At 41.7% G+C, this 24,270-nt stretch carries 15 protein-coding genes and 1 riboswitch; of the genes, 8 read left to right on the top strand and 7 right to left on the bottom strand.

Annotated elements, in window-relative coordinates; translation table 11 throughout:
* Positions 1 to 279 precede the first annotated feature (279 nt).
* Positions 280 to 6,078: a lamin tail domain-containing protein gene (locus tag I5349_RS13225; RefSeq protein ID WP_226391258.1), complete on the bottom strand. Its 5,799-nt coding sequence runs from the start codon at positions 6,076 to 6,078 to the stop codon at positions 280 to 282.
* A 96-nt stretch (positions 6,079 to 6,174) separates the two neighbouring features.
* On the opposite strand from I5349_RS13225, the gene I5349_RS13220 reads away from it, so the two are divergent.
* Both I5349_RS13220 and I5349_RS13215 read left to right on the top strand, forming a co-directional pair.
* Complete coding sequence (locus I5349_RS13220; protein WP_226391257.1) at positions 6,175 to 7,164, top strand: aspartate-semialdehyde dehydrogenase; 990 nt, start codon at positions 6,175 to 6,177, stop codon at positions 7,162 to 7,164.
* 67 nt (positions 7,165 to 7,231) lie between these two features.
* Positions 7,232 to 8,413, top strand: a complete 1,182-nt coding sequence (locus I5349_RS13215; RefSeq protein ID WP_226391256.1) for a class I SAM-dependent methyltransferase — start codon at positions 7,232 to 7,234, stop codon at positions 8,411 to 8,413.
* Between the two features lie 216 nt (positions 8,414 to 8,629).
* Here the strand turns inward: I5349_RS13215 and infB are convergent, their stop codons facing one another.
* The 3 genes from infB to rimP are packed head-to-tail and all read right to left on the bottom strand — an operon-like array spanning position 8,630 to position 13,319.
* The gene (infB, locus tag I5349_RS13210; RefSeq protein WP_226391255.1) at positions 8,630 to 11,548 is read right to left on the bottom strand and encodes a translation initiation factor IF-2; all 2,919 of its coding nucleotides are present in this window, start codon (positions 11,546 to 11,548) and stop codon (positions 8,630 to 8,632) included.
* Positions 11,549 to 11,598: 50 nt separating this feature from the next.
* Positions 11,599 to 12,840: a transcription termination factor NusA gene (gene nusA, locus I5349_RS13205; protein WP_226391254.1), complete on the bottom strand. Its 1,242-nt coding sequence runs from the start codon at positions 12,838 to 12,840 to the stop codon at positions 11,599 to 11,601.
* Between the two features lie 5 nt (positions 12,841 to 12,845).
* Positions 12,846 to 13,319 (bottom strand): ribosome maturation factor RimP, encoded by a 474-nt coding sequence (gene rimP / locus I5349_RS13200; RefSeq protein WP_226391253.1) that lies wholly within the window; start codon positions 13,317 to 13,319, stop codon positions 12,846 to 12,848.
* Positions 13,320 to 13,516: 197 nt separating this feature from the next.
* On the opposite strand from rimP, the gene cysS reads away from it, so the two are divergent.
* From cysS to I5349_RS13180, 4 genes are all read left to right on the top strand, one after another.
* The gene (gene cysS / locus I5349_RS13195) at positions 13,517 to 15,007 is read left to right on the top strand and encodes a cysteine--tRNA ligase (RefSeq protein ID WP_226391252.1); all 1,491 of its coding nucleotides are present in this window, start codon (positions 13,517 to 13,519) and stop codon (positions 15,005 to 15,007) included.
* A gap of 28 nt (positions 15,008 to 15,035) precedes the next feature.
* Positions 15,036 to 15,992, top strand: coding sequence for a M28 family peptidase (locus I5349_RS13190; protein WP_226391251.1), 957 nt, complete (start codon positions 15,036 to 15,038; stop codon positions 15,990 to 15,992).
* A 92-nt stretch (positions 15,993 to 16,084) separates the two neighbouring features.
* Positions 16,085 to 16,181, top strand: a riboswitch (TPP riboswitch).
* Positions 16,182 to 16,240: 59 nt separating this feature from the next.
* On the top strand, positions 16,241 to 18,616 hold the full coding sequence (locus I5349_RS13185; RefSeq protein ID WP_226391250.1) for a TonB-dependent receptor: 2,376 nt from the start codon (positions 16,241 to 16,243) through the stop codon (positions 18,614 to 18,616).
* Between the two features lie 126 nt (positions 18,617 to 18,742).
* Entirely contained in the window at positions 18,743 to 19,210 is a 468-nt protein-coding gene (locus I5349_RS13180) for a YdeI/OmpD-associated family protein (RefSeq protein WP_226391249.1), read from the top strand.
* Here I5349_RS13180 and I5349_RS13175 read toward each other — a convergent pair.
* Both I5349_RS13175 and I5349_RS13170 read right to left on the bottom strand, forming a co-directional pair.
* On the bottom strand, positions 19,207 to 20,265 hold the full coding sequence (locus I5349_RS13175) for a lysylphosphatidylglycerol synthase transmembrane domain-containing protein (protein WP_226391248.1): 1,059 nt from the start codon (positions 20,263 to 20,265) through the stop codon (positions 19,207 to 19,209). The two genes, I5349_RS13180 and I5349_RS13175, sit on opposite strands and share 4 nt — an antisense overlap.
* A complete protein-coding gene (locus I5349_RS13170; protein ID WP_226391247.1) occupies positions 20,262 to 21,017 on the bottom strand; it encodes a segregation and condensation protein A in 756 nt (251 codons plus the stop codon). Before I5349_RS13170 ends, I5349_RS13175 begins: the two co-directional genes overlap by 4 nt.
* 175 nt (positions 21,018 to 21,192) lie before the next feature.
* Between I5349_RS13170 and dxs the strand changes: the two genes are divergently transcribed.
* A complete protein-coding gene (gene dxs, locus I5349_RS13165) occupies positions 21,193 to 23,112 on the top strand; it encodes a 1-deoxy-D-xylulose-5-phosphate synthase (RefSeq protein ID WP_226391246.1) in 1,920 nt (639 codons plus the stop codon).
* A gap of 8 nt (positions 23,113 to 23,120) precedes the next feature.
* Positions 23,121 to 23,891, top strand: a complete 771-nt coding sequence (locus tag I5349_RS13160) for an alpha/beta fold hydrolase (protein WP_226391245.1) — start codon at positions 23,121 to 23,123, stop codon at positions 23,889 to 23,891.
* Here I5349_RS13160 and trxA read toward each other — a convergent pair.
* A complete protein-coding gene (trxA, locus tag I5349_RS13155) occupies positions 23,881 to 24,189 on the bottom strand; it encodes a thioredoxin (RefSeq protein ID WP_226391244.1) in 309 nt (102 codons plus the stop codon). The two genes, I5349_RS13160 and trxA, sit on opposite strands and share 11 nt — an antisense overlap.
* Positions 24,190 to 24,270: the final 81 nt, after the last annotated feature.

Below are 24,270 nucleotides of genomic sequence, written 5' to 3'. Positions count from 1 at the left end.
ACATTTTAAAATATGCTTAAAAGCATATACGGAAAACGAAACTGGAAAATTTCCCCTAAAATAGGAGTAGTCTATCAAAAACAAAAATCAGTTTGCTCTTTCTTAAACGATTTATTGGAGAGGAATAGTTTAGGTAAAATTTTTACAAAGGCTTTTTATTTTTTGAAAGCACTTAATGTGGTCATTATTATGTTTAACCCACTATTTATATGGCAAGATTTGTCAAGAGGATTTGTGTGAATAAATCATTAAGAGATCGTGAATATCTCTTATCTATGATTATCGCAATCGAGAAGCGACTACTACTGTCTTTTTGATTTGTCGTGTACTGCCATCACTTGGATTGAATACTTCCACATAGACGATGTAGTACCCTGCTTTTGCTTTGCGGCCACTGTCATCTGTGCCATCCCAAGTGAAAAACCCTCTCAGGCTCATCAATTCATTTCGTGCGATGGTTTTGACAAGTGCGCCAGAAGGGCTGTAAACAGAGACTGAACCAATATTTCCTGTGTTCGTGAAGTTATAGTTGATAGAAGTGAAGTTTTGTGTGCCAGGATCATCTGGTGCAAATACTTTAGGCTCTATGCTGAGTAGTGCCTCTAGACTATTTTCAGGCCTTGCTTGCGAGTTAGCATAACCTGGAGTAGCAAAATTCTCCGAGCTACCAGCTGACTTCCAGATTTGAGGGTCGTTTTCATCACTAGTAAAACTTATACGCTCTAGCGATACACCTCTCACATCTTGTAGCAGTGGAGAATGCATATCAGCAGCATAGTCCAATCTTTGTTGCTGCTCACCTTGAGGATCCAAAAGTATCACTGAGCCACCACCGATTGGGTAGCTTGGCAAACTAGGAATGGTAATGAAATTCTCCTCTTCGCCTTTTGGATAGCGTGATTTGAGAATAGTGGCATCAGTCGTAATTGCCAAATACTGGCCTGGAGCAATGATAAGCGAGTTTTGGCTAATGTTTCTCAAATTCCCAATCTCTTCACCTGCTAGATTTGCTAGTTGCCAGTTTTGAAGGTTGATAAATTTATCGGAGGTATTGTAAAGCTCAACGAATTTGACACCACCAGGACCAGCATTGAAGAGTACTTCGCTGAGTAGGATGTCACCGAGCTCAGCTTGATCTGGGAGTATGAAGGATTGTTGTCTGAAGCTATCTTGAATCAAATTACCACTACAGTCTGCTAGGGCATTTACTGTCAGCGTATAGTTTTCATTAACTAGTAATGGTTCAGACAGAAAAATCACAAATTCTTGAGCTCGTTGGTCTGTAGCTTGAATGCTTTGAACGGATATGCTTGGACTGAATTGATAATTGGCGAATGAACTGGCGCTTTGAGACATTTTTTCATTATAGATCACCAATAGTTGAGTAGGGGAGATGACTTCTACCGCTTCCAGTCTTGGGCCTGTGAGATCAGGCGTATCATCAAAGACGCTATTGATTTTGCCAGGAGTTCCACCATTGCTATCAGTAGAGGCGATCCAGTTGCTTTGATCACCACATCGAGTAAAAGGATTGATGAGTTCTAAACTATAGCCTGAGCCAGCTTTGGGAGTACTTTGATAGGTGCTTTGATTATAGTAGACGCTATCGATCAAGTCATTTTGCAAATTATATAAATACACTTCATCCTCATTATTTCTGAGTGTAGGCCATGAGCTCAAGCCCAACACATCACCATAGTTACGTAAGGCATTTGCACCACTATTGGGAGCGAGGATCACATAGGCATCTGGCGCTAGATCAAAGGCAGGCAAAAGTGTAGAAGTGGAGGCATTGGCTAGTCTATAGCCTCCAAGCTTGATCGTTTGGCTACTAGTATTATAAAGCTCCACATATTCAGTATTGGGGAGATTTCGCTCAGGCCTTGGAGCAGCCATGAGTTCATTGATCACGATATCCTTATACTTGGCGATATAGGGTGCCTCAAAGTTAAATGTAAACACTTGAGAGACTATTCTATTGCCCACTAAGTCTGCCACCCGAGTGACAGTTAGCGTATGTGTATTGCCATCAGTCAGTGCTTCAGCGAAAGTTAGCAGTACTTCATTTTCTGCTGATAGTATGACTTGTTGTGGATTTAGCAGATCATCGAGTAAATAATGGTTAGTAGCTAGCGCAGCATTTCTATCCAGGGCTTCATTGAAGTGTAGAAGGAGTTGATTATCCGCTGGAAAGGTGATGGCATCTAATATCGGAGGGCTGAGGTCATAGGTAAAGAAAGCGAACCCTCTAGGAAGTAATGCTCCGTTTTGTGTCCTCAAAGTATCACTTCGCAACGTATAGGTCAGCCCCTCTGTGAAGGCTTGATCAAAAGAGATTTGTACAATATTTTGCTGATTGGTAGGATAGACGATACTAATTGGCTCAGGAAATTCTTCCACCTGTAGTCGACCAGTCAAAGTTGTACGAGCATCTGCTAGCGCCTCTCTAAAGGTGATATTTAAAGTCCGCCCATTTTCTACTGTCACAGATTGAATAGCTGATTGGTAAATAAAAGGCTGTGTAAATGAATAAAGCTCCTCAGAACCTGCGGCTCTTATTTCTTGTATCTGTAGGGTGTTTGAAATTGAATCAAATGCTTCGCTAAAAGTTAAGAGAATTGTATGCGGATTGACTAGATCAGCACTTTCAGCGGTAGCTTCATTATTGTTGAATTTAGATAGGATCGTAGCATCTATGGGATTGATATTTTTTGAATAACCTACTAGGAGTTCTCTGTCAGATAGTGGAGTGATACTTCCTATCCTCAATTGTTGCGTATCCAGTGAAACAATAATGGTGTCTGAATTGACATTTCCTTTAAGGTCGCTGAGATAAAAAATCTCTAGCTTAATTGCTTCTCCCTCTGGTATCATTTCCTCATAAGTGAGTGTCAGGACATCTTGTGTTGTAGCGTGTAAGGTGGACTTTGGAAAGATGGATTCCATCAATCTGAAATTGCTCTCTAAAGATGATAGACTGTCTATAGGCTCTGAAAATATTAATTCAAGACTGAAAGGACTGAGATAGCGTAAGTCTTGCAAAAATGGCGCTTGTTGATCATAGACAAAGTCGGTGTTGATTGTACGCTCCATGATATTCCCCGAAAGGTCAGAGACATTGATCACTCCTAATCTGTATGTGACTTCAGGAGTTAGCGGAGTACTGAGTTGCAGGTTTACAACACTTTTGTCGGCTTTTTGAATGGCTTGGATAGGGTTACCTATACCATTATTGATTGTGTAGTTGTTGACTGCTTCGGCTCTCTCCGCATTGACAGGTTCACTAAAGATGACTTCTATAGTTTCTGCATCTATGGCAGTCACAGCATTGATCGATGGTGCTCTGGTATCATAGCTAAAAGGATATGCAGGCGTTTGTAACAGTATTTGCGATTGGCTAAAGGTCGAATCTACTCGAAGAAGTAAATTGCTGTTTTGGGAGAAGCTTTGCTCAAAGGTCAGTAAATATTGGTCATAGTTCGAACCCACATTGCTGACAGCTATTGGTGATTGAGATCCTAGACTGTACTGGCTATTTTGCTCAGATCGAGCACTAGTTGCTTCTTTAAATCTTACGGTCAGCTGATTTGAGGTAGTCACCCACACACTGTCTATGGCAGACTCGTAAAGAAATTCCCTTCTCAGTGTATCAAAAATCACGTTGTTTTGAAGGTCGGAAAGCCCATTGATCGAAAGTGTATATGCACTATCGAGCACAAGAAGATTTGCTAGTTGTAGAGATATAGTTTGTGGTGAACTGATCTCGGCTTCGGCAGCAGCTTCGGCATTGACCCGATAGTTAAGTCGGTTAGTAGCAGAGCTACTCAAAAGCACTTCATCAAAGGAGAGAAGTAGGCGATTGTTTTCTAAATACCTAATATCAATCAGCTGTGGAGGACTGGTATCATATAGAAAATCAAAAGTTTCTGTCAGGACATTTCCTTGACAGTCAGTAGCGCCCGTGATTTCTATCAGATAGTGCTCTCCATCTAGCATGTTTTGGGTGAGTTGGAGTATTATGATGGTTTGACTTACACTATCCAGCTGAGCCGCTTGACTAGCTACTTGGTAGCTGGCAGCTTGTAGCGAGTTGAGATCCATGGGTTCAGAAAAAGTAATCTTCAAGCCCTGATCAGTATCAGCAAGTACAGAAGAGATGGTAGGGGCAGTGAGATTTGGCGAATCATCAAACACACTGTTGATTTGTCCAGGTGTTGCGCCCTCGGCTGCTTCAGAAGCGCGCCAATTGGTCACAGTGCTACAGATTAGTGTTGGATTGATACGCTCTATGGACCAACCGCCATTACTTTTTTCAGCATCTTGATACCATGAAGTATCATAAGTGATAGACTCCAATCTTTCGCCTACATCTGTATCGAGTGTGATAGTACCAGCAGTATTGGTCAGTGCAGCAAATGTAGGAACGACAGCCACAGCGCCAAACACTTCAAATACCTCTCTTTTACTTTCTGCTACTATGATGACATAGCTTTTAGCTGGCATGAGAAAGTCTTCGATCTCACGACCATTGAGTAAAAATCCACCGATATTGATATTTTGCTCACTGTGATTGTACAATTCTACGAACTCATCATTGGCTGCAGTTGGAAGCACAGGATTTGGCGGGATCAGCCCTTTTGGATTTGGATCTGGTAAAAATTCACTGATCATCAAATCCTGTGAGGAAACATTCTGTACAAAGCTGAAGTCGATAGATGTATCTGTTGGTATGGGATTTTCATATACTCCCGAAACGGCATTGATGGTCAGTTGATAGTCGTTATTTCTTAATGGTTTGGCTAGTTGGAGAATTACTCTATTTGGAGTGTCAGTTGACCAGCTTATTGCGGATGGATTTCCAATTGTTTGATTGATGAAAAAATGAGTCAAATTGGTGGCTGTGCTTTCCTCCAGTGCTTGATCGAAAGTCACACTGACTTCAGTATGACTAAGTGTTTGTGCGCTGACGACAGCAAGAGGATCTACATAAAATAGCTCAAAGTTATTGACAGAGGTAAGTTGGGTGTAACCTCCAAAATTTTCGATATTACTAACTATCAGTGTATAGTTGACATAAGAGTCAAATTCCTGCAAAAAGGTCAAAGTAGCTTGATTTCCACTAACCGTAACACTGTTTGGATTTCCAACTTCATCTACTTGATAGTTTGTGTTGTCGCTACCTGAGATGGGATCGATCTCTTGGTTGAAAGTAATTTCAATGGTTGTTTTGTCAACTTGCTCTACATTTTCTATGAGGAGTTCTTGCAGTTCAAAAGATCCATTCAGCATTGATGTAAGGATTTCTCCATCTTGCGCTTCTATGTCACTAATGCTCAGGTCGTATGTTTGAAATGCAAATCCTGAGGTCTGTAGGATTACTGAGTCTGGTCGATCGACAAACCAAGTGGCAAGGTCACAAGATACTCCGTCAGTAAAGGTATAGTTAGCTGGATTACTAGCACTGGTTTCTGTTATTGCTTTATTGAAAACTACAGCTAGAGAGTTTTCAGATAGTACCTGAATCTTAGTGATCGCGAGTGGCTCAAAGGCATCATCTATCGTGAAGTCATCCATGAAGAATCTCGCTGCTGAACCCGTTCCATCACCATATTCTATCAGGAGAGAAATCATCACATCAGGAGATCCCATGGCTTCTGGAGGCAGGTTGATTTCATATTGGGAATAGGGGGTGTTAGCATTTGGAAAAACAGTAGCATCTCCTATCAACTGATTAGATACTTCAACTCCATCTACCCAAATAGAAGCAGTGACGATGACTCCTCGGGTAGAGGTTGCTGTTCCGTTTTGATTGGTTTTGGCCCAAAAAGTAACTCTAGGAATCACTAAGCTGCTGAGATCAGTAGAGATTTGGATGTTTGCATTAAATGTTCCAATGGTTTGAGCAGCTAGGGCGGCACTTCCTTCTCGACCTTCATTAGCCGCTCGGAAGATTCTATTGCTTGTACCTACAGTATTTCCCCACCAGCTCGGGAGGAAGTTGATGCTATCACCAGTGATGAAAGTATCTTCAAAAGTTTGGGTATAAGGGTAGCTATTTATTTGAGCGAAGGAAGTCAAATAATTAAAAAATAAAAGAAAGTAAATGAACGATTTACAAGCTTTCATCATTTTAAAAATGCTGAAAAAGTACGTATTTAGCAAAAAAATTTAAAAATGAAATTAGCAGTAGTAGGGGCTACCGGACTAGTAGGTGGCGAGATTTTAAAAGTTTTGGCAGAGCGAAACTTCAAATTTGACGAGTTGCTATTGGTGGCATCTGAGCGTTCTGCTGGTAAAAAGATGACTTTCAATGGCCAAGAATATACCGTGATTAGCATGGCAGATGCAGTGAATCAAAAGCCTGATATCGCTATTTTTTCAGCTGGTGGTGGTACTTCACTGGAGTGGGCTCCTAAGTTTGCTGAAGTAGGTACTATCGTAGTGGATAACTCATCTGCATGGCGAATGGATCCTAGTAAGAAACTAGTAGTGCCGGAGATCAATGCTAAGTCTCTTCGTATAGACGACCGTATCATTGCTAACCCAAACTGCTCTACCATACAAATGGTGCTTGTATTAGCTCCACTACATGCCAAGTATCAAATCAAGCGTGTGGTTGTATCTACCTACCAGTCGGTGACAGGTACGGGTAAGGCAGCAGTAGACCAGATGATGGATGAGCGCGCTGGTATCGATGGCCCAAAGGTTTATCCACACAAAATCGACCTCAATGTACTGCCTCACATTGATGTTTTCATGGACAACGGCTACACCAAAGAAGAGATGAAAATGGTCAATGAGACTAAAAAAATACTTGGTGATGATAGTGTAAAGGTGACGGCTACTACGGTGAGAATCCCTACGATGGGTGGACACTCTGAGTCGGTAAATATAGAGTTTGCAAAGGAGTTTGATCTAGAGGAGGTAAAGCAAATTCTAGCAAATACACCTGGAGTAGTGCTTCAGGATGATCCTAAAAACAATGTCTATCCAATGCCTCTGACAGCGCATGGTAAAGATGAAGTTTTCGTTGGACGTATCAGAAGAGATGAAACTCAAGAGAGGTCTATCAATATGTGGATCGTAGCGGATAACTTGAGAAAAGGAGCAGCTACTAATGCTGTCCAGATCGCAGAATACTTAGTAGAGCATAGTCTCGTATAAAATATATTTATCAATACGTATCCCACTTGGTCGGAAGGCTGAGTGGGATTTTTTATATCTTGCCCGTATGAAATCAAGCTGGATAGCAGAATTTTTCGACTTTGTGCAAGCGCATTTGAAAGAGGATCCTCATAAGCTCATTTTGCAGGGAAAGAAGTATCCCAATATAGACCTCAAAGAAGCTGTAGTACAGATCACAGGTCGCAAAAAGGGTGGTGTGAAACTTCCAGAATGGACTGCTAATCCGATGGTGATATTTCCTCCAGCGATCTCCTTAGAGCAGTGCTCTTCGCAGCAGACTGCGGAATATAAAGCGGCTATTTGTTCTTATGAGAGTGTTTTAGACTTGACAGGAGGCTTTGGTATTGATACTTTCTATTTTTCGAAAAAGGCATCTAAAGCAACTTATGTAGAGCGGCAAGAAGTCTTGGTGGAGATCGCTAAGCATAATTTCGAAGCATTAGGAGCGAGCCATATAGAGGTGATCCATGGAGAGAGTGAGGCGATATTGGCTAATCTGCCTGTGTATGATTTGCTCTATATCGATCCAGCGCGTAGAGATGATATCAATAGGAAGCTGTATAAATTGGAAGATTGTAGTCCTAATGTGGTAGCGCTTTTGCCTAGGATGAAAGAAAAGGCCAAACAGATCTTGATCAAGGCTTCCCCCATGACTGATTTGCAGCAAGCTTTGGTAGAGTTAGGACAAGTGACCAAGGTCTTTGTATTGGCGGTGCAAAATGACTGCAAAGAACTGCTCTTTTTGATTGATCAAAAAACTAATAACAACCCTAGCATCACTACTATAAATTTTACTAAGGAGGAAGCTCAAGAGTTTACTTTTTCTCTTGCGGATGAGAGTGAAGCTGAAGTGGGGTATTCATTTCCAAAAAAATACCTATATGAACCCAATGTAGCGGTGCTCAAGGCGGGAGCTTTTAGAATGTTATGTCAAAAATTTGGCTTGGCAAAGCTCCACCAAAACAGTCATCTTTATACGTCAGATGAACTAAATAAGAATTTTCCTGGAAGGCTTTTTAAGGTAAAAGAGATTTTAAAGGCTAATAAAAAGATATTTAAACAGTATTACCCTGATGGGAAAGTAAATGTAATCATGCGTAACTATCCAGTAAAAGCCAATCAGTTTAAAACGCAGTACAGATTACAAGATGGAGGAGAAACTTATTTGATAGGAACTACTTTACAAGATGGACGGGCTACTTTATTAGCTTGTGAGCGCTTGAAGTAGCCAGTATAGCCCCACGAAAATAATCAGTAGTATACTGTAGAGCTTGATGACCAAAAGTCGGTTGGCTCGCTGCCAAAACCACAAGACTCGCCATGGATGTATCAAACCAACAAGTAGACTGATCAAGCAAAAAGCACAAAGGCCAAGTAAGATATAAGAAATAGCCGCCAACATATTGGGTATAAAAAAAGAGGAGCACTAGGCTCCTCTTTTTGATTATTTAAGTTTTCTTTTCACCTCTTTGAGTTCGAAGCCTTCTATGATATCGCCTACGTTGATGTCGTTGTAGCCTTTGATACTTAGACCACACTCATAGCCGTATTTCACTTCAGATACATCATCTTTGAATCGCTTCAACTGATCAATATCACCTTCAAACTTCACGATACCATCTCTGACAAGTCTGATCTTGTTGTTACGCTTCACATAACCTTCCGTCACATAACATCCAGCCACAGTACCGACTTTAGAGATTTTGAATACTTCTCTTACTTCGATATTACCAGTGATCACTTCTTCGATCTCAGGCTCTAGCATACCCTCTATGGCATCTTTGATTTGGTTAATCGCATCGTAGATGATAGAGTAATGTCTGATCTCAATTTCTTCTTGTTCAGCAAGTTTCTTAGCAGAGCCAGAAGGTCTTACTTGGAATCCAAGGATGATCGCATCAGAAGCAGAAGCCAAGAGTACATCAGATTCAGAAATCTGACCCACTCCTTTATGGATGATTTGGACTTGTACTTCTTCGGTAGAAAGCTTCAGCAATGAGTCAGAAAGTGCTTCCACTGATCCATCCACGTCACCCTTGATGATGATATTGAGTTCCTTGAATGTACCGATAGCTAATCTTCTACCGATCTCATCCAGTGTGATATGCTTCTTAGTTCTTAAGCTTTGCTCTCTGAGGATCTGCTCACGTTTGTTGGCTATTTCTCTAGCCTCTCTTTCGTTATCATAAATCTTAAAGGTATCACCTGCTTGAGGTGCGCCATCAAGACCTAACATCAATACTGGTGTCGATGGGCCTGCTACTTTGAGCTTATGTCCAAGGTGGTTAAACATCGCCTTGACACGTCCATAGTGTGAACCTGCGAGTACGACATCACCGACTTGCATCTTACCTGACTGTACCATCACTGTAGTGACATATCCTCTACCTTTGTCAAGAGAGGCTTCTATCACAGTACCGATAGCATTTTTGTTAGGGTTTGCTTTCAGTTCTAAAAGCTCAGCTTCTAGGAGTACTTTCTCTAGTAGCTCATCGATACCCTTACCTGTTTTAGCAGAGATCTCCTGACACTGATATTTACCACCCCAGTCTTCCACTAGCATGTTCATATTAGCGAGTTCCTCTCTGATCTTATCAGGATTGGCATTTGGTCTATCCACTTTATTGAGTGCAAACACAATTGGTACACCAGCCACTTGTGCGTGATTGATGGCCTCTTTCGTTTGCGGCATGACACTGTCATCGGCAGCAATCACAATGATTACTACGTCTGTGATCTTAGCACCCCTTGCTCTCATGGCAGTGAAGGCCTCGTGACCAGGTGTATCGAGGAAGGCAATCTTGTGACCATCATTAGTAGTCACATCATAGGCACCGATGTGCTGTGTGATACCTCCAGCCTCACCCGCTGTTACTTTTGATTTTCTGATGTAGTCAAGAAGGGAAGTTTTACCATGATCTACGTGACCCATGATCGTGACGATAGGGGCTCTATCTTCTAGATCTTCAGCTGCTTCTTCTTCTACTAGTGCAGTATCTTCGTCCTCATCTACTTTAGTGAAGTCCACTTCAAAGCCAAATTCATCAGCAATGATCGTGATGGCTTCTGCATCTAGGCGTTGGTTGATAGAAACGAACATTCCTAAGCTAAGACAAGTAGAGATCACCTCATTGACAGACACATCCATCAAAGAAGCCAAATCACTTGCGGAGATAAATTCCGTAACTTTTAAGATTTTGCTTTCTGCTGCTTCATTATCAAGTAATTCTTGTCTTCTGTCAGCGCGCTTCTCCTTCTTATATTTTGCACGTCCTTTAGTAGATCCGCTTGGCTTGTTACCACTGAGTCTAGCTAAAGTCGCTTTGATTTGATCTTGGATTTCTTTATCAGTAGGCTCGGCTTTTTCTATTCTTCCTTTACCTTTTTGATTAGCGTTATTTCCAGGACCTTTTTTGAATCGATCGTTTCCTCCTCCAGCAGGTCTATTTGGACCTCCAGCATTTGGTGCTCCAGGAGCTCCTGGATTTACCTTTTGACCTCTACGATCATTATTTTCAATACGTTTTCTAGGTCTTTTCTTTTTATCTCTGCCTGATTTGTCATCAGATGAAGCCACAGGGCTACCTTTTTTCTTTGAGCGATCAGCAGGGAGTTCGATTTTACCCAAAACCGTTAGACCTTTGAGCGCATCAGCTTTCGCTTCGATCACATTATTTTGATCCTCAGCGGGCTCTGCTTTTTTGATGGGAGCTTTTTCTTGTGGCTTTTTAGGGCTTTCTGGAGCTTTCGTCTGAGGAGTAGCAGGCTTAGGGGTCTCTGCTTTAGGTGTTTCTTTAGGCTTCTCGACTGGTGCTTTCGCTGGCTCTTCCTCTTTTTTAGCAATAGGAGTAGTAGGTTGAGCTGGCTTTTCAGGAGCTTTTGGTGCCTCAGGGGCTGGTTTTTCAGCCTCTTTTTCTTTGGATACCGTTGATTTAGGCTGATCGAGATCGATTTTACCTACGACTTTGATACCTTGTAGCTTAGGTGCTTCAGAAGTGATAGCATTATCCTCAGCGGCTTTAGCAGTAGGAGCAGGAGCTGGACTAGGCTTCTCTTCTTTAGGGGCTTCTACTTTTGGAGGCTCAGGTTTTTTCTCTTCCTCTTGCTCCATAGCAGTTTCCGCCTTGATGCTAAGGTTTTCATTGTGCTTCTTGCCGATAGACAGACTATTAGCCTCTTCTTTTTCCATAGCAGACGCCTTAAACTCCTTGGCCAATAAATTGAACTGGTCATTATCGATTTTGGAGTTTGGATTGCTGTCTACCTGAAAGCCTTTTTTAGCCAAAAAGTCTGTGATGGTCGTCATCCCCACATTGAGTTTTCGTGCCGCTTGGCTTAATCTTATCATTTTATCTTCTGACATACTCAAATTTAATCCTATTGCTTCTTTTTTAGGGTTGAATGCGATGCTTCTTATTCAAATTCCTGTTTTAATATGCTGAAGAGATCGTCAATTGTAGCCTCTTCAAGTTCTGTTCTTCTCAGTAGGTCTTCTTTAGAGAGGGCCAATACGCTCTTGGCAGTATCTAGACCTATTCTCTTCAACTCGGAGATTACCCACTCATCAATTTCGTCTGTAAATTCGTTTAGATCCACATCATCCTCTTCGATATCGGTGATTTCTCTAAATACATCTATCTCATATCCGACTAGTCTACTAGCCAATTTGATATTGTATCCACCTTTACCGATAGCCAATGATACCTGATCAGGCTTCAAATATACAGAAACTCTGCCACCTTCTTCATTTAGCGCAATGCTTGATATTTTAGCAGGGCTCAGGGCTCTTTGGATATAAAGCTCTAGGTTTTCTGTAAAATTTATGACATCGATGTTTTCGTTTTGTAGCTCTCTGACGATACTGTGGATACGAGATCCCTTCATACCGACACAAGCACCTACTGGATCGATACGATCATCATAAGATTCTACAGCTACTTTGGCTCTTTCTCCTGGCTCTCTGACGATCTTCTTGATAGTAATCAAACCATCATAGATCTCAGGTACTTCATTTTCAAATAGTCTTTCCAAGAATATAGGAGATGTTCTAGACAAGATGATCTTAGGATTGCCATTCACGATTTCAGCCTTGTGAATGATCGCACGGCAAGAATCACCTTTTCTAAACCTATCCTTAGGAATTTGCTCTCCTTTAGGAAGGATGAGCTCATTGCCATCTGCATCCAGTAGCAACACCTCTCTACCCAATATCTGATACACCTCAGCGGAGATGATCTCTCCTACGAGTTCACTGTATTTTTGGAAAAGTAGTTCTTTTTCTAAATCCTTGATCTTTTGGATCAAGGTCTGTCTAGCCATCTGTACCGCTCTACGGCCAAAGTCTTCAAGGAAGATTTGTTCAGAGACTTCTTCACCGATCTCAAAGTCAGGCTCGATCTGCTTAGCTTCTGTCAAGCTGATCTTGTCATAGTCCCAGATATCTTCTGAGTCGTCATCTACTACCTCTCTGTATCTCCAGATTTCTAGGTCACCGTTGTCGGCATTGATGATCACATCGAAGTTTTCATCAGTCTCATATTTCTTGCGAATCATCGCTTTGAATACGTCCTCTAAGATGCGGATCATCGTTGGGCGATCTACATTCTTTGTTCTTGCAAAATCTGCAAATGATTCAATTAAAACTTTAGCATCCATCTTTATTACTTAAAAGAAACTAATACATTGGTTTTTTTAATATTTTCATAAGTGACCGCAGTCTCCAATATCTCGGGCTTTTTGTGGCCTTTGATCTTTTTGACTTCTTTGATCACTACTTGTGTGTCATCTACCGTCAACAGATGACCTTTTACTTCCTTGCCATCTTGTAAGAGGATCTTGACCTCTCTGCCGATGTTTTTTCGATACTGGCGTACTGACTGTAAAGGAAAGTCAATTCCAGGTGAAGAAACTTCTAAAATGTAGGCTTCTGGCATCAAATCTTGCTCTTCGATAAGCTGACCTAGTTGGCGGCTCACTTCTCCACAGACATCGATGTCTATGCCTTCATCTCCGTCTAGTAGCACGACTAGCTTGCCCCTGCTTCCTGCACTTGTAGCTTGTATGTCCACCAGAAAGTACTTTTCCTGATCGATCATGTTGTTGACCAGCTCTTTAATTTTTGCTTTGAGCTCCATCTTCAATTTTTTTTGTATAAACAAAGAGGGGACAAGTAGTCCCCTCCGGTGTTTGCTTCGTTTACGTCACAAAGATATATAAAATAATTTGAACTAAAAAAGTGTCCTCACGTTGTAAAAAAGTTTTTAATCAGAATCTAAAAGCGATCTTCCTTTGAGAGCTCACGGATTGCCAAAGCTTTTCTTAAATTTGTAGCATGCAAACTGAACTACGACTTTATAATACCCTTAGCAGAACTAAAGAGAAATTTGAACCCATAGCTGCTCCCCATGTCGGGATGTATGTCTGCGGACCTACTGTCTATGGAGATGCTCACTTAGGGCATGCACGTCCAGCGGTAGCTTTTGATGTGATTGTTCGCTATTTAAGTCACTTAGGTTATAAAGTACGTTATGTGCGCAATATCACTGATGTAGGACACCTCGTGGGTGATGCAGATGAAGGTGAAGACAAGATCGCTAAAAAGGCCAAACTTGAGCAGCTAGAGCCAATGGAGATCGCTCAGCACTACACGGACTCTTACCATAGAGACATGGACTTGCTCAATATCAAAAAGCCAAGTATAGAACCACGAGCTACAGGTCATATCCCAGAACAGATTGCGATGATCCAAGAGATATTTGATGCGGGATATGCGTATGAAGTAAATGGCTCTGTTTATTTTGATGTGCTCAAATACAATACAGATAAACCTTATGGCATCCTATCTGGTCGAAAAGTCGAAGATTTGATGTCTGGTACAAGAGACCTAGATGGCCAAGGAGAAAAGAGAAATTCGCTTGACTTTGCCCTTTGGAAAAAGGCAGCTCCTGAGCACCTCATGAAGTGGGATTCCCCTTGGAGTATAGGCTTTCCAGGATGGCATTTGGAGTGCTCTGCTATGAGTGCCAAATACCTCGGTAAGCGATTTGATATCCATGGTGGTGGGATGGATTTGCTATTTCCACACCATGAGTGTGAGATCGCGCAGTCCAATGCTTGCAATCATGCTGACCCAGCTAAATATTGGCTACACAATAACCTGATCACGATCAATGGCCAAAAAATGGGTAAATCGCTAGGTAATTTCATTACCCTACAGGAGCTTTTTCAAGGGAAGCATGAGCTACTAGAGCAGCCTTACAGCCCGATGACGATTCGTTATTTTATGTTGACTGCTCACTACAGAAGTACACTAGACTTTTCTAATGAAGCACTTAAAGCTGCACAAAAGGGCTACAAAAAGGTAATCAATGGACTCAAAGTGGCTAAGAAACTCAAATATGTGGCAGATGAAAGTATCACGCCTGATGAGCAAGCACAGCAGCAGGTCAAGCAGCTCTGCGACAATGCTTATCGTGCGATGAATGATGATTTCAATTCAGCACTAGCAATAGGACATCTTTTTAATATCCTGAAAAAAATCAATTCTATTCATACTGGCCAGCTGTCAATGGCACAGTTAGGAAAAGAAGTTTTTCAACAGATGATTGATACTTATGTAACTTTTGTAGAGGATATATTTGGCCTCAAGGAAGAACAATCTGTACTCGCTGGAGATGTGATCGATATACTGCTTCAGTTATACACTCAGGCCAAAGAAGCTAAAAACTATGATCAAGTAGATATGATCCGTGCCCAATTAAAAGCACAAGGCGTAGTGGTCAAAGATATGAAACATACCATCGAATGGGCTTATGAAGAATAGTCAAATAATCATTGCCGCATGCTTATCAATGTTGATTTTTTCATGTGGAGAAAATAAAGAAAAGACACAAGCACCACCAGTGGCGGAAGTGGTAGTCAACACACCTAAGTTTGAGGCGGATTCTGCCTATGCCTTTATTGCTAAGCAAGTGGCCTTTGGACCAAGAGTGCCTAATACTGCACCTCATCGAGCTACTGGGGAGTGGTTGGTAGATAAGCTAGAAAGCTACGGGGCTACCGTCATAGAGCAGAAGTTCGCGGCTGATGCATACACTGGAGAGACACTTCAACTGACCAATATCATTGGAAGCTTTTTTCCACAAGCAAAAAAACGAATCATACTAGCTGCCCACTGGGATACGAGACATATCGCAGACAAGGAAGAGGACCCTACTAAGAAAAAACAACCTATAGATGGTGCTAATGATGGAGCGAGCGGAGTGGCTGTGATCTTAGAGATTGTCAGACTGATGGCGGCAGATCCTAATAGACCAGATATCGGAATAGATGTGATCTTTTTTGACGGGGAAGACTATGGTGCACCTGAAGATGAGATAGTGACTGGTGACGCGAGTCAGATTTGGTGGTGCTTAGGCTCTCAGTATTGGAGTAAAAACTTGCATCAAGCTGGCTATAGTGCCTATTATGGTATCTTGCTAGATATGGTCGGAGGAAAAGATGCTAGATTCTATCAAGACGAAATTTCCGTATACTTTGCGAGAAATATCGTAAATAAAGTCTGGAAAAATGCTGCAAGCCTTGGTTACGGCTACACTTTCCCCATGGAGCGAAGTGCGGAGATCATCGATGACCATGTATTTGTCAACAGAGATGCAGGTATCCCAATGATTGATATCATAGATTTTAGCTTGCAGGACGGTTTCCCTGATCACCATCATAAGCTGAGCGATAACTTAGAAGCAATTGACAAAACAGTCTTGAGACAAGTGGGTGAGACAGTGCTTAGAACACTTTATCAAGAATAGGTATTTTAAAATTCAATAGAGAGACTTCTTCAAATCGAGGAAGTCTTTTTTGTTTTCGTTTTTTATTCTGCACATTCCTACTACTTTTGCGCTATCATAATTAGGGGTGCCTGAATACTACGGGCTGAGATCATACCCATTGGACCTGATCCAGGTAATGCTGGCGAAGGGAAATGAGTGGTAAAACAAGGAAAGAGGGGCTAACCCCTGTAGTCCCTCGATGTTAGACCAATTAAATTTATTTACCAATGAAACATTCATTGTTGACGCTGGCTTTATGGCTAGTGACAGTTTGTGCCATGGCACAAATCAAAGTATCGGGTCGTGTCATAGATGCGCAGACCCTGGAACCTCTCTATGGTGCTAATGTCATCTTAGAGCAAACTAACAAAGGTGCTACCACAAGTTTGGAGGGTGCTTTTGAATTGAACAATCTGAGATCAGGTACTTACCAGCTCAGAATTACCTATGTAGGATATGAGACCTACCGCCAATCACTGACGCTTACAGAAAGTACTGAGCTCAGTATCTCGCTAGAGCGTTCTAGCTTGCTCACAGAGGAGTTTATCGTGACAGCTACTCGCGCCAATGAAAACACGCCTACGACTTACACCAATGTCAAGCGTGAAGACATCCAAAAGATCAATCTAGGACAAGATTTACCTATTTTGCTCAATCAAACACCCTCTGTCGTGACCAATTCAGATGCGGGTGCAGGAGTAGGCTACACTGGTATTCGTATCAGGGGTAGCGATCAGACGCGTATCAATGTCACCATCAATGGTATTCCTGTCAATGACGCAGAGTCACATGGAGTCTTTTGGGTCAATATGCCTGATTTTGCCTCCTCAGTAGACAATATCCAAATCCAGCGTGGTGTAGGGACTTCTACCAATGGTGCGGCAGCTTTTGGTGCGAGTATCAATGTGCAGACCAATACGCTAAGAGAGGAACCATATGCAGAGTTTAACAACTCCTTCGGATCATTCAATACTTGGAAGCATACGGTCAGTGCAGGTACTGGTCTCCTCAATGATCGTTTTGTAGTAGATGCTCGATTGTCTCAGATTACTTCTGATGGATTCATTGACAGAGCATTTTCAGACTTATCTTCTTACTTTCTGTCTGGAGCCTACTATGGCGACAAGCACATCATCAAGCTGAATATCTTCTCTGGAAGAGAGCAAACCTACCAAGCTTGGAATGGTGTGCCAGAAAGCCTGCTACGTACCAATAGGACATTCAATGCTTACACGTATGAAAATGAAACGGATAACTATCAGCAAGATAATTACCAGTTGATCTACACAGGAACGCTCAGCCCAACCATCAAGGCTAACTTAGCACTGCATTATACTTATGGTAGAGGCTATTACGAACAGTTTAGAACAGATGACGACTTCGCTGATTATAACCTACCCAATGTAGTGATCGGTGGGGAGACTATTACTAGCACTGACTTGATCCGTAGAAGATGGCTAGACAATGACTTCTATGGCGCAGTGTACTCTCTCAACTACCTATCAACAGATGAAAAAGTTGACATTACGCTAGGTGGTGGAGCTAATCGCTATGATGGAGATCACTTTGGAGAAGTGATCTGGGCGAGGTTTGCTAGCACAAGTGATATCCGCTACCGCTACTATGACAACAATGCAGTGAAGGATGATGTCAACTTCTTTTTGAAAGCTAATTATCAATTGACTCCGAAGCTCAATGTCTTTGGGGATATGCAGGTTAGGATGATCGACTATCGATTCCTTGGTTTTGATAATAACCTGAGCAATGTAACCCAAGACGCCAATTATACCTTTTACAATCCAAAATTTGGTGCAACCTATGCGCTAGGTGCACAGCAGTCTATCTATGCTTCATATGCTATATCTAATAGAGAGCCAGTGCGAGATGACTTCACAGAGTCTAGTCCAGACAGCCGACCGCTGCCTGAGCGTCTTCGCAATTTGGAAGTAGGCTATAGACAAAATGGAGAGCGCTATAATCTAGAGGTAGCATATTATCTGATGGACTACCAAAATCAGCTGATCCTCACAGGTCAGATCAATGATGTAGGAGCCTACACACGTCAAAATGTCGACAATAGTTATCGTACAGGGATAGAGTTAGTGGGAGGATACCGCTTTAGTGATCGCCTTCAGTGGACAGGTAATGTCACCTATTCTCAAAACATGATCCGCAATTTTGTGGCATTTTATGATGACTTCGATACTGGAGAACAATTCACTGAAGCTTTTGATGGAGAGACGCCTATCGCTTTTTCTCCTGACTGGGTGGCAGGAAGTACTTTCAGCTTTAAACCGTACACTGGTTTCACAGCAGACTTATTGACCAAGTATGTGAGTGAACAGTACTTGGATAATACAGGTAATAGCAATCGTCAGCTGGATGCTTTTTTGACAAATGACTTACGTTTGAATTACCAGTTCAAAGCCAAGTTTGCTAAAGAAATCAGTTTGACACTGTTGGTTAATAATATGTTTGATGTAAAGTATGAACCCAATGGTTATACGTTTAGCTATGTAGCTGGTGGAGAGTTTATCACTGAAAATTTCTACTATCCAATGGCGGGTAGAAACTTCCTCTTAGGACTAAATGTGAGGTTTTAAAATAGCCAATTTGTGGAAAAACTAAAAGCCGAGGTATATCATATCTCGGCTTTTCATATGTAAACAATTCTAGTCTTATTGTGGTCTTTAGTCAAGGTTTTTGAAATAAGCTTTGACCTAATTTGTATGGAGGCATACCATGGTAAACAAGTGATTTCTCAGAAGGGAGGTTACTATATTTTAAAGGTAGCAGCAGAAGCTGTGGCGCGTTTTGCTAAAGGTGCTAAAACCCGTTTCATTTGTTCTATCGATGATGTGTTGACACTAAGTTGTGGTCTCAATCATTTTGGAGATGGTGATTTTTACATCATGATCTCTGCTAAATATCTTTCTAGGCTTGGTAAAAATGTAGGGGATGAAGTCATGTATACGCTAGCAGAACATCCTAATCCCCTTGGTGTGGATATGCCAGAAGTCCTAGAAGCAGTACTTGCTCAAGACGAAGTACTTCACGCACGATTTGAGTCAATGACTGATGGTCGAAAGCGCAGTATCATCTTTGCTGTCAGCAAGCTCAAAGATATAGATAAACAAATCTCAAGAGCCAGAGAACTTATCCTATACTATGAGAGGCATAGGGGAAAACGTGATTAGTTTCCTAGTCGCTTTTTGAAATATACATGACGAATCCATCTAGGAAGAAATATCGCTCCAAGGATCAAGTATGGATAATAAGTCAACATGCGCCATAGGATACTAGTGACGAAAGTGTAGTCTCCCAAAAATTCCCTAAAGAACTGTGCATAAAAGAACTCAGCCGTACCTGAACTGCCTGGAGTCGGAGAGAGCATCATCACTATCCACATGATGATCTGTCTAGAGAAAATCAGTAGATGCTCTTGCACATCTAGTAATGTAAATGATCCGATCAAGAAATTGAGCATCAGGTAGCGTGCGCTCCAAATGAAAATCGTAGCAAGAATCACTTTCATCCACCATCCGAAGGGTTTTACCTTGAGTGTCTTGGATGAGGCGATGATTTCATCTCCATATTCTACCATGTTGTGGCGCCACTTGAGGAGGAATTTGATCGAAAAAAGCTTGATCAAGAACCACTTGAACACTCTCGGTCTGTAGAAAAGTGCTAAGGACATCACTAATGAGTAGGCTGTGAAGAGTGAATAGCTCACCCAAAAGAAGTACTGCAAACTATTCCCTAATTCTAGTCTGAGGCTATTGCTGTCTGGGAAGATATCCCCTAATGTGAAAAGCATCACCAACGGTGCAAAAACTACAAAGAATAAGTTATCAAGGATAGCAGTCACCATGACAAACGCAAGTGACTTGCCGACACTGATCCCTTCTTTATTTAGTATAAAGATCGCTACAGCAGACCCACCAACAACTGATGGCGTGACGGCTGAGGCAAACTCCCACATGATGATCACATAGATGGAGCGTGTCCAAGTGAGTTGTTGATCAGTGACAGTTCGTATTCGGTAAACATATCCAGCGTCCCTTGCCAATATCACTAAAATAGCTAATCCAAAGATGAGGATATTGCCATCAAATACCATTTTGAGGTTTTCCACTGTGATATTGGGATCGCTATAAAACATGTAGAAGACGATCCCCAAGCCAATCAAGACAGGGATCCAAACCTTGTTAGGATTGAGGGTTTTGAAAACTTTCTTGTTGTCGATTTTCATAGCGCAGGGGCAGGTACTTCAGCGATTTTTTCTATCCAAAAATTATTGAAACCTTCGCCAAGATGAAGAGTCACTAGGGATAGTTGCAGGAGTTCCAGAATGGCCAAAAATGAATAGATCACAAAGATTTTCTCTGTTTTATAAGAAATCAAATCGGTAAAAGGAATTTTTTCTTTTTGAGATAAAAGATCCATGACGAGCGTTTTTTGCTGCTCGATAGTGTAGGGATATTGCACGACTGTGTGTGTAGTGTCATCTTGTCTAGCCGCAAACTTCTGCATCATCTTTTGGTACACTTTGAGCAATTTATAGAGGTCTAAGTCTTGTAACTCATCTTCTACATCATGAGTTGCCGCTAGATACTTAAGTTCTTTAGAAATATTCCCTCTGACTTCCTTCGTCAAGCGCTCCTCTTCGAGTTTAGCTAGTTCGCTGAGGACCGATTTGTATTTTTTATATTCGAGCAAATGCCTGATGAGCTCATCTCTTGGGTCTATCTCCTCACCGTCTTCATTTAGTTTGGGTCTAGGAAGCAGCATTTTGGCTTTGATACGCATCAGTGTGGCTGCCACCAAGATAAATTCAGAAGCTACTTCGATTTCTAATTTTTCGAGATGATGCAAATAGTCCAAGAAGTCATTGGTAATCTGAGAGATAGGAATATCATATATATCCAGTTCATCCCTTTCGATAAAGAAAAGTAGCAGGTCAAAGGGACCCTCAAACAGTGGTATTTTTACCTCAAAACTCAAATCTTTCTATTGCTTATGCTTAACTTTGCTGGCTCAGTTCAAAGATATTACTTTCTCGCTAATTATTGAGGGAGCTGTCAAAAAAGGACTATATTTAACAGCTAATACAAGACGTTTCTTAAGGTCATAAACAATTAATCTGAAGAGAGGTTTAATATTTTCAAACGAATAAAGGATGCAGATTAAACCCGGAGAATTACTCGCCAACATCAATAGTCCAGAAGATCTCAAAAAACTGGATAGAAGTCAACTAGTACAAGTTTGTGATGAATTGAGGCAATACATCATCGATGTCGTATCGGTTTATGGTGGCCATTTTGGGGCGAGTTTGGGAGTGGTAGAACTTACTGTAGCACTTCACTATATTTTCAATACCCCAGAGGATCAGCTCGTTTGGGACGTAGGTCATCAAGCGTACGGTCATAAGATTTTGACTGGCAGGCGTGATGTTTTTCATACCAATAGGATGTACAAAGGGATCTCAGGATTTCCAAAGAGGAAAGAGAGTATTTATGATACTTTTGGTGTAGGACACTCATCTACTTCTATCTCAGCTGCGCTGGGTATGGCTGTAGCTTCTAAGTACAAGGGTGAAAAGCAAAAACAACACATCGCGGTGATCGGTGATGGTGCCATGACTGGTGGGATGGCTTTCGAAGCGATGAACCATGCAGGCGTATCAGACTCTAACCTGATCATCATCTTGAACGATAACTGTATGTCTATAGATCCCAATGTAGGCGCACTCAAAGAATATCTTACAGACATCACTACTTCGCATACTTACAATAAAGCAAAGGACGAGGTTTGGAACATCTTGGGTAAACTCTCCAAATTTGGAACAAGTGCTCAAGAGATTATCTCTAAAGTAGAAGGAGCGATCAAATCTGCGATGCTGAAAAACAGCAACTTATTCGAATCTCTCAACCTTCGTTACTTTGGGCCAGTGGATGGGCATGATGTCAATCATTTAGCCCATGTGTTAGAAGACCTTAAAGATATCCCAGGACCTAAGATCCTTCACTGTGTGACGGTAAAAGGAAAAGGATATGCTTTGGCCGAAAAAGACCAAACTAAATGGCATGCGCCAGGGCTTTTTGATAAAGTCACAGGAGAGATATACAAGAAAACATATAATACGCCACAGCCACCTAAATACCAAGATGTCTTTGGTCACACTCTAGTAGAGTTGGCTGCAGAGAATGACCGTATCATGGGTGTGACACCTGCCATGCCTTCAGGCTCTTCACTCAATATCATGATGAAAGAAATGCCTGACAGAGCATTTGACGTGGGCATAGCGGAGCAGCATGCAGTGACTTTCTCTGCCGGTTTGGCTACTCAAGGGTTATTACCATTTTGTAATATCTACAGCACATTCATGCAGCGAGCTTTTGACCAAGTAGTACATGACGTGGCTATTCAAAACTTACCAGTTGTGCTTTGTTTGGATAGAGCGGGATTTGCTGGAGCTGATGGCCCTACACACCATGGAGCATACGATATAGCTTATTTCAGATGTATCCCTAATATGACCATCTCTGCTCCTATGAATGAGGAGGAGCTCAGAAACTTGATGTATACTTCCCAGCTGGATGATAATGCCAATGGTGGTTTTGTGATCAGGTACCCTAGAGGAAATGGAGTCATGCCAGAGTGGAAAACTCCTATGAGAGCAATTCCTGTAGGCCAAGGACGTATCATCAAAGAGGGAGAAGATGTGGCTATCTTGACGATTGGTCATATAGGAAACTATGCAGTAGAGGCTTGTACTTCTTTAGTCAAGGAAGGATTGAACCCGGCTCATTATGATATGCGATTTGTCAAGCCACTAGATAGTGCTCTGCTTCATGAAGTATTCAAGAAATTCAAGAAGGTAGTGACTGTGGAGGATGGCTGTCTCATGGGTGGATTTGGTAGTGCTGTCATCGAATGGATGGCTGATCATGGCTACTCTGCTGAAGTAAAGCGACTAGGTATCCCAGATGAGGTCATTGAACATGGTGAGCAGATCGAGCTGCATAGAGAGTGCGGATTTGATCCAGAGAGTATTGCAGCTACTGTGAAGCAAATGGCTGAAGCCGTCAAAGCATAAAAAAATACATGATTGCATATAATGACAATGGCTATGGACAAGCAGTAATTTTGCTTCATGGCTTTTGTGAAACGAAAGAAATGTGGAGAGCTTTTGAAAAGGAGCTCTCTACTCATTATAGGGTATTGAGTCCTGATCTGCCAGGTTTTGGGGAGTCGCGATGGTTGGAAGATGACTTGAGTTTGCCTGAGGTAGCTCGCTTGCTGACTGATTGGATGGAAGAACTATCTCTAAAGACGCCTATCATCATTGGACACTCACTTGGAGGCTATGTGGCGCTGGAGATAGCTAGATTGAGCCCTGATCTTGGAGGCATTGGCTTATTTCACTCTACGGCATATCCCGATGATGAAGAAAAACGTGGTGTCAGAGATCGTACCATAGTATTTGTTCAAAAACATGGTGTAACCAAGTTTGTAGATAGTTTTGTGCCACAACTTTTCCCAGAAGAAAGAAGAGAAGAACTTTCTGAAAAGATCTCAGCCCTACTAGAAATAGCTAGAACTACACCTCAAGAGACCCTGCTCGCATATACCAAGGCGATGAAAAAAAGGGAATCCAGCATAGAGGTACTCAAAGCGCTCACTTGTCCTAAATTGATGATCGCTGGTACGCTAGATACTTCAGTCAAAATCGATGATGCTAGAAAACAAGCTGAAGTTTGTAAAATAGATCACTTCCACGAACTGTCAGATACAGGCCACATGGGGATGTTTGAGCGAGATGCAGAGACTTTAGCGATCGTGTCGGACTTTTTAGCAGCAGTGACTAAAAGTTAAAACCTTTGAGTTGATTTAGGATACTATCCTTAGTCAAAGTGCCAGTTTTTCTCCAGAGTTGTTTTCCTTTTTTGAAAAGAATAAAAGTAGGTACAGAAGTGATGCTATACGCTTGCACGGCATGTGGCGTTTTGTCTACATTGACCTTGATCAACTTTACTTGACCTCCTAGCTCTTGTACTACCTGTTGGATGATAGGAGACATGCTTTTACATGGCTTACACCAGTCAGCATAGAAATCTACTAATACAGGCATGGGTTCTGCCGCTATCTGATCTTTAAAACTCTTTTTTGCCATCTCAATTGTCTTATGTTACCGCTGTCTAAAAATAAGGACTAGTACTATACATTTTCATTATATTTAAAGTTCGAACAAAAA

The organism is Penaeicola halotolerans (genome assembly GCF_016464625.1).
Taxonomy (GTDB): domain Bacteria; phylum Bacteroidota; class Bacteroidia; order Cytophagales; family Cyclobacteriaceae; genus Penaeicola; species Penaeicola halotolerans.
This window is presented reverse-complemented; position numbering and strand designations above follow the sequence as displayed.

Bases quoted from the DNA above. Each gene is read 5' to 3' on its own strand.
- infB (WP_226391255.1), bottom strand. From the start codon at position 11,548: ATGTCAGAAGATAAAATGATAAGATTAAGCCAAGCGGCACGAAAACTC.
- I5349_RS13175 (WP_226391248.1), bottom strand. From the start codon at position 20,265: ATGAAAATCGACAACAAGAAAGTTTTCAAAACCCTCAATCCTAACAAG.
- dxs (WP_226391246.1), top strand. From the start codon at position 21,193: ATGCAGATTAAACCCGGAGAATTACTCGCCAACATCAATAGTCCAGAA.
- I5349_RS13185 (WP_226391250.1), top strand. From the start codon at position 16,241: ATGAAACATTCATTGTTGACGCTGGCTTTATGGCTAGTGACAGTTTGT.
- I5349_RS13160 (WP_226391245.1), top strand. From the start codon at position 23,121: ATGATTGCATATAATGACAATGGCTATGGACAAGCAGTAATTTTGCTT.
- trxA (WP_226391244.1), bottom strand. From the start codon at position 24,189: ATGGCAAAAAAGAGTTTTAAAGATCAGATAGCGGCAGAACCCATGCCT.
- I5349_RS13215 (WP_226391256.1), top strand. From the start codon at position 7,232: ATGAAATCAAGCTGGATAGCAGAATTTTTCGACTTTGTGCAAGCGCAT.
- I5349_RS13220 (WP_226391257.1), top strand. From the start codon at position 6,175: ATGAAATTAGCAGTAGTAGGGGCTACCGGACTAGTAGGTGGCGAGATT.
- cysS (WP_226391252.1), top strand. From the start codon at position 13,517: ATGCAAACTGAACTACGACTTTATAATACCCTTAGCAGAACTAAAGAG.
- I5349_RS13180 (WP_226391249.1), top strand. From the start codon at position 18,743: ATGGAGGCATACCATGGTAAACAAGTGATTTCTCAGAAGGGAGGTTAC.
- nusA (WP_226391254.1), bottom strand. From the start codon at position 12,840: ATGGATGCTAAAGTTTTAATTGAATCATTTGCAGATTTTGCAAGAACA.
- rimP (WP_226391253.1), bottom strand. From the start codon at position 13,319: ATGGAGCTCAAAGCAAAAATTAAAGAGCTGGTCAACAACATGATCGAT.
- I5349_RS13190 (WP_226391251.1), top strand. From the start codon at position 15,036: ATGTTGATTTTTTCATGTGGAGAAAATAAAGAAAAGACACAAGCACCA.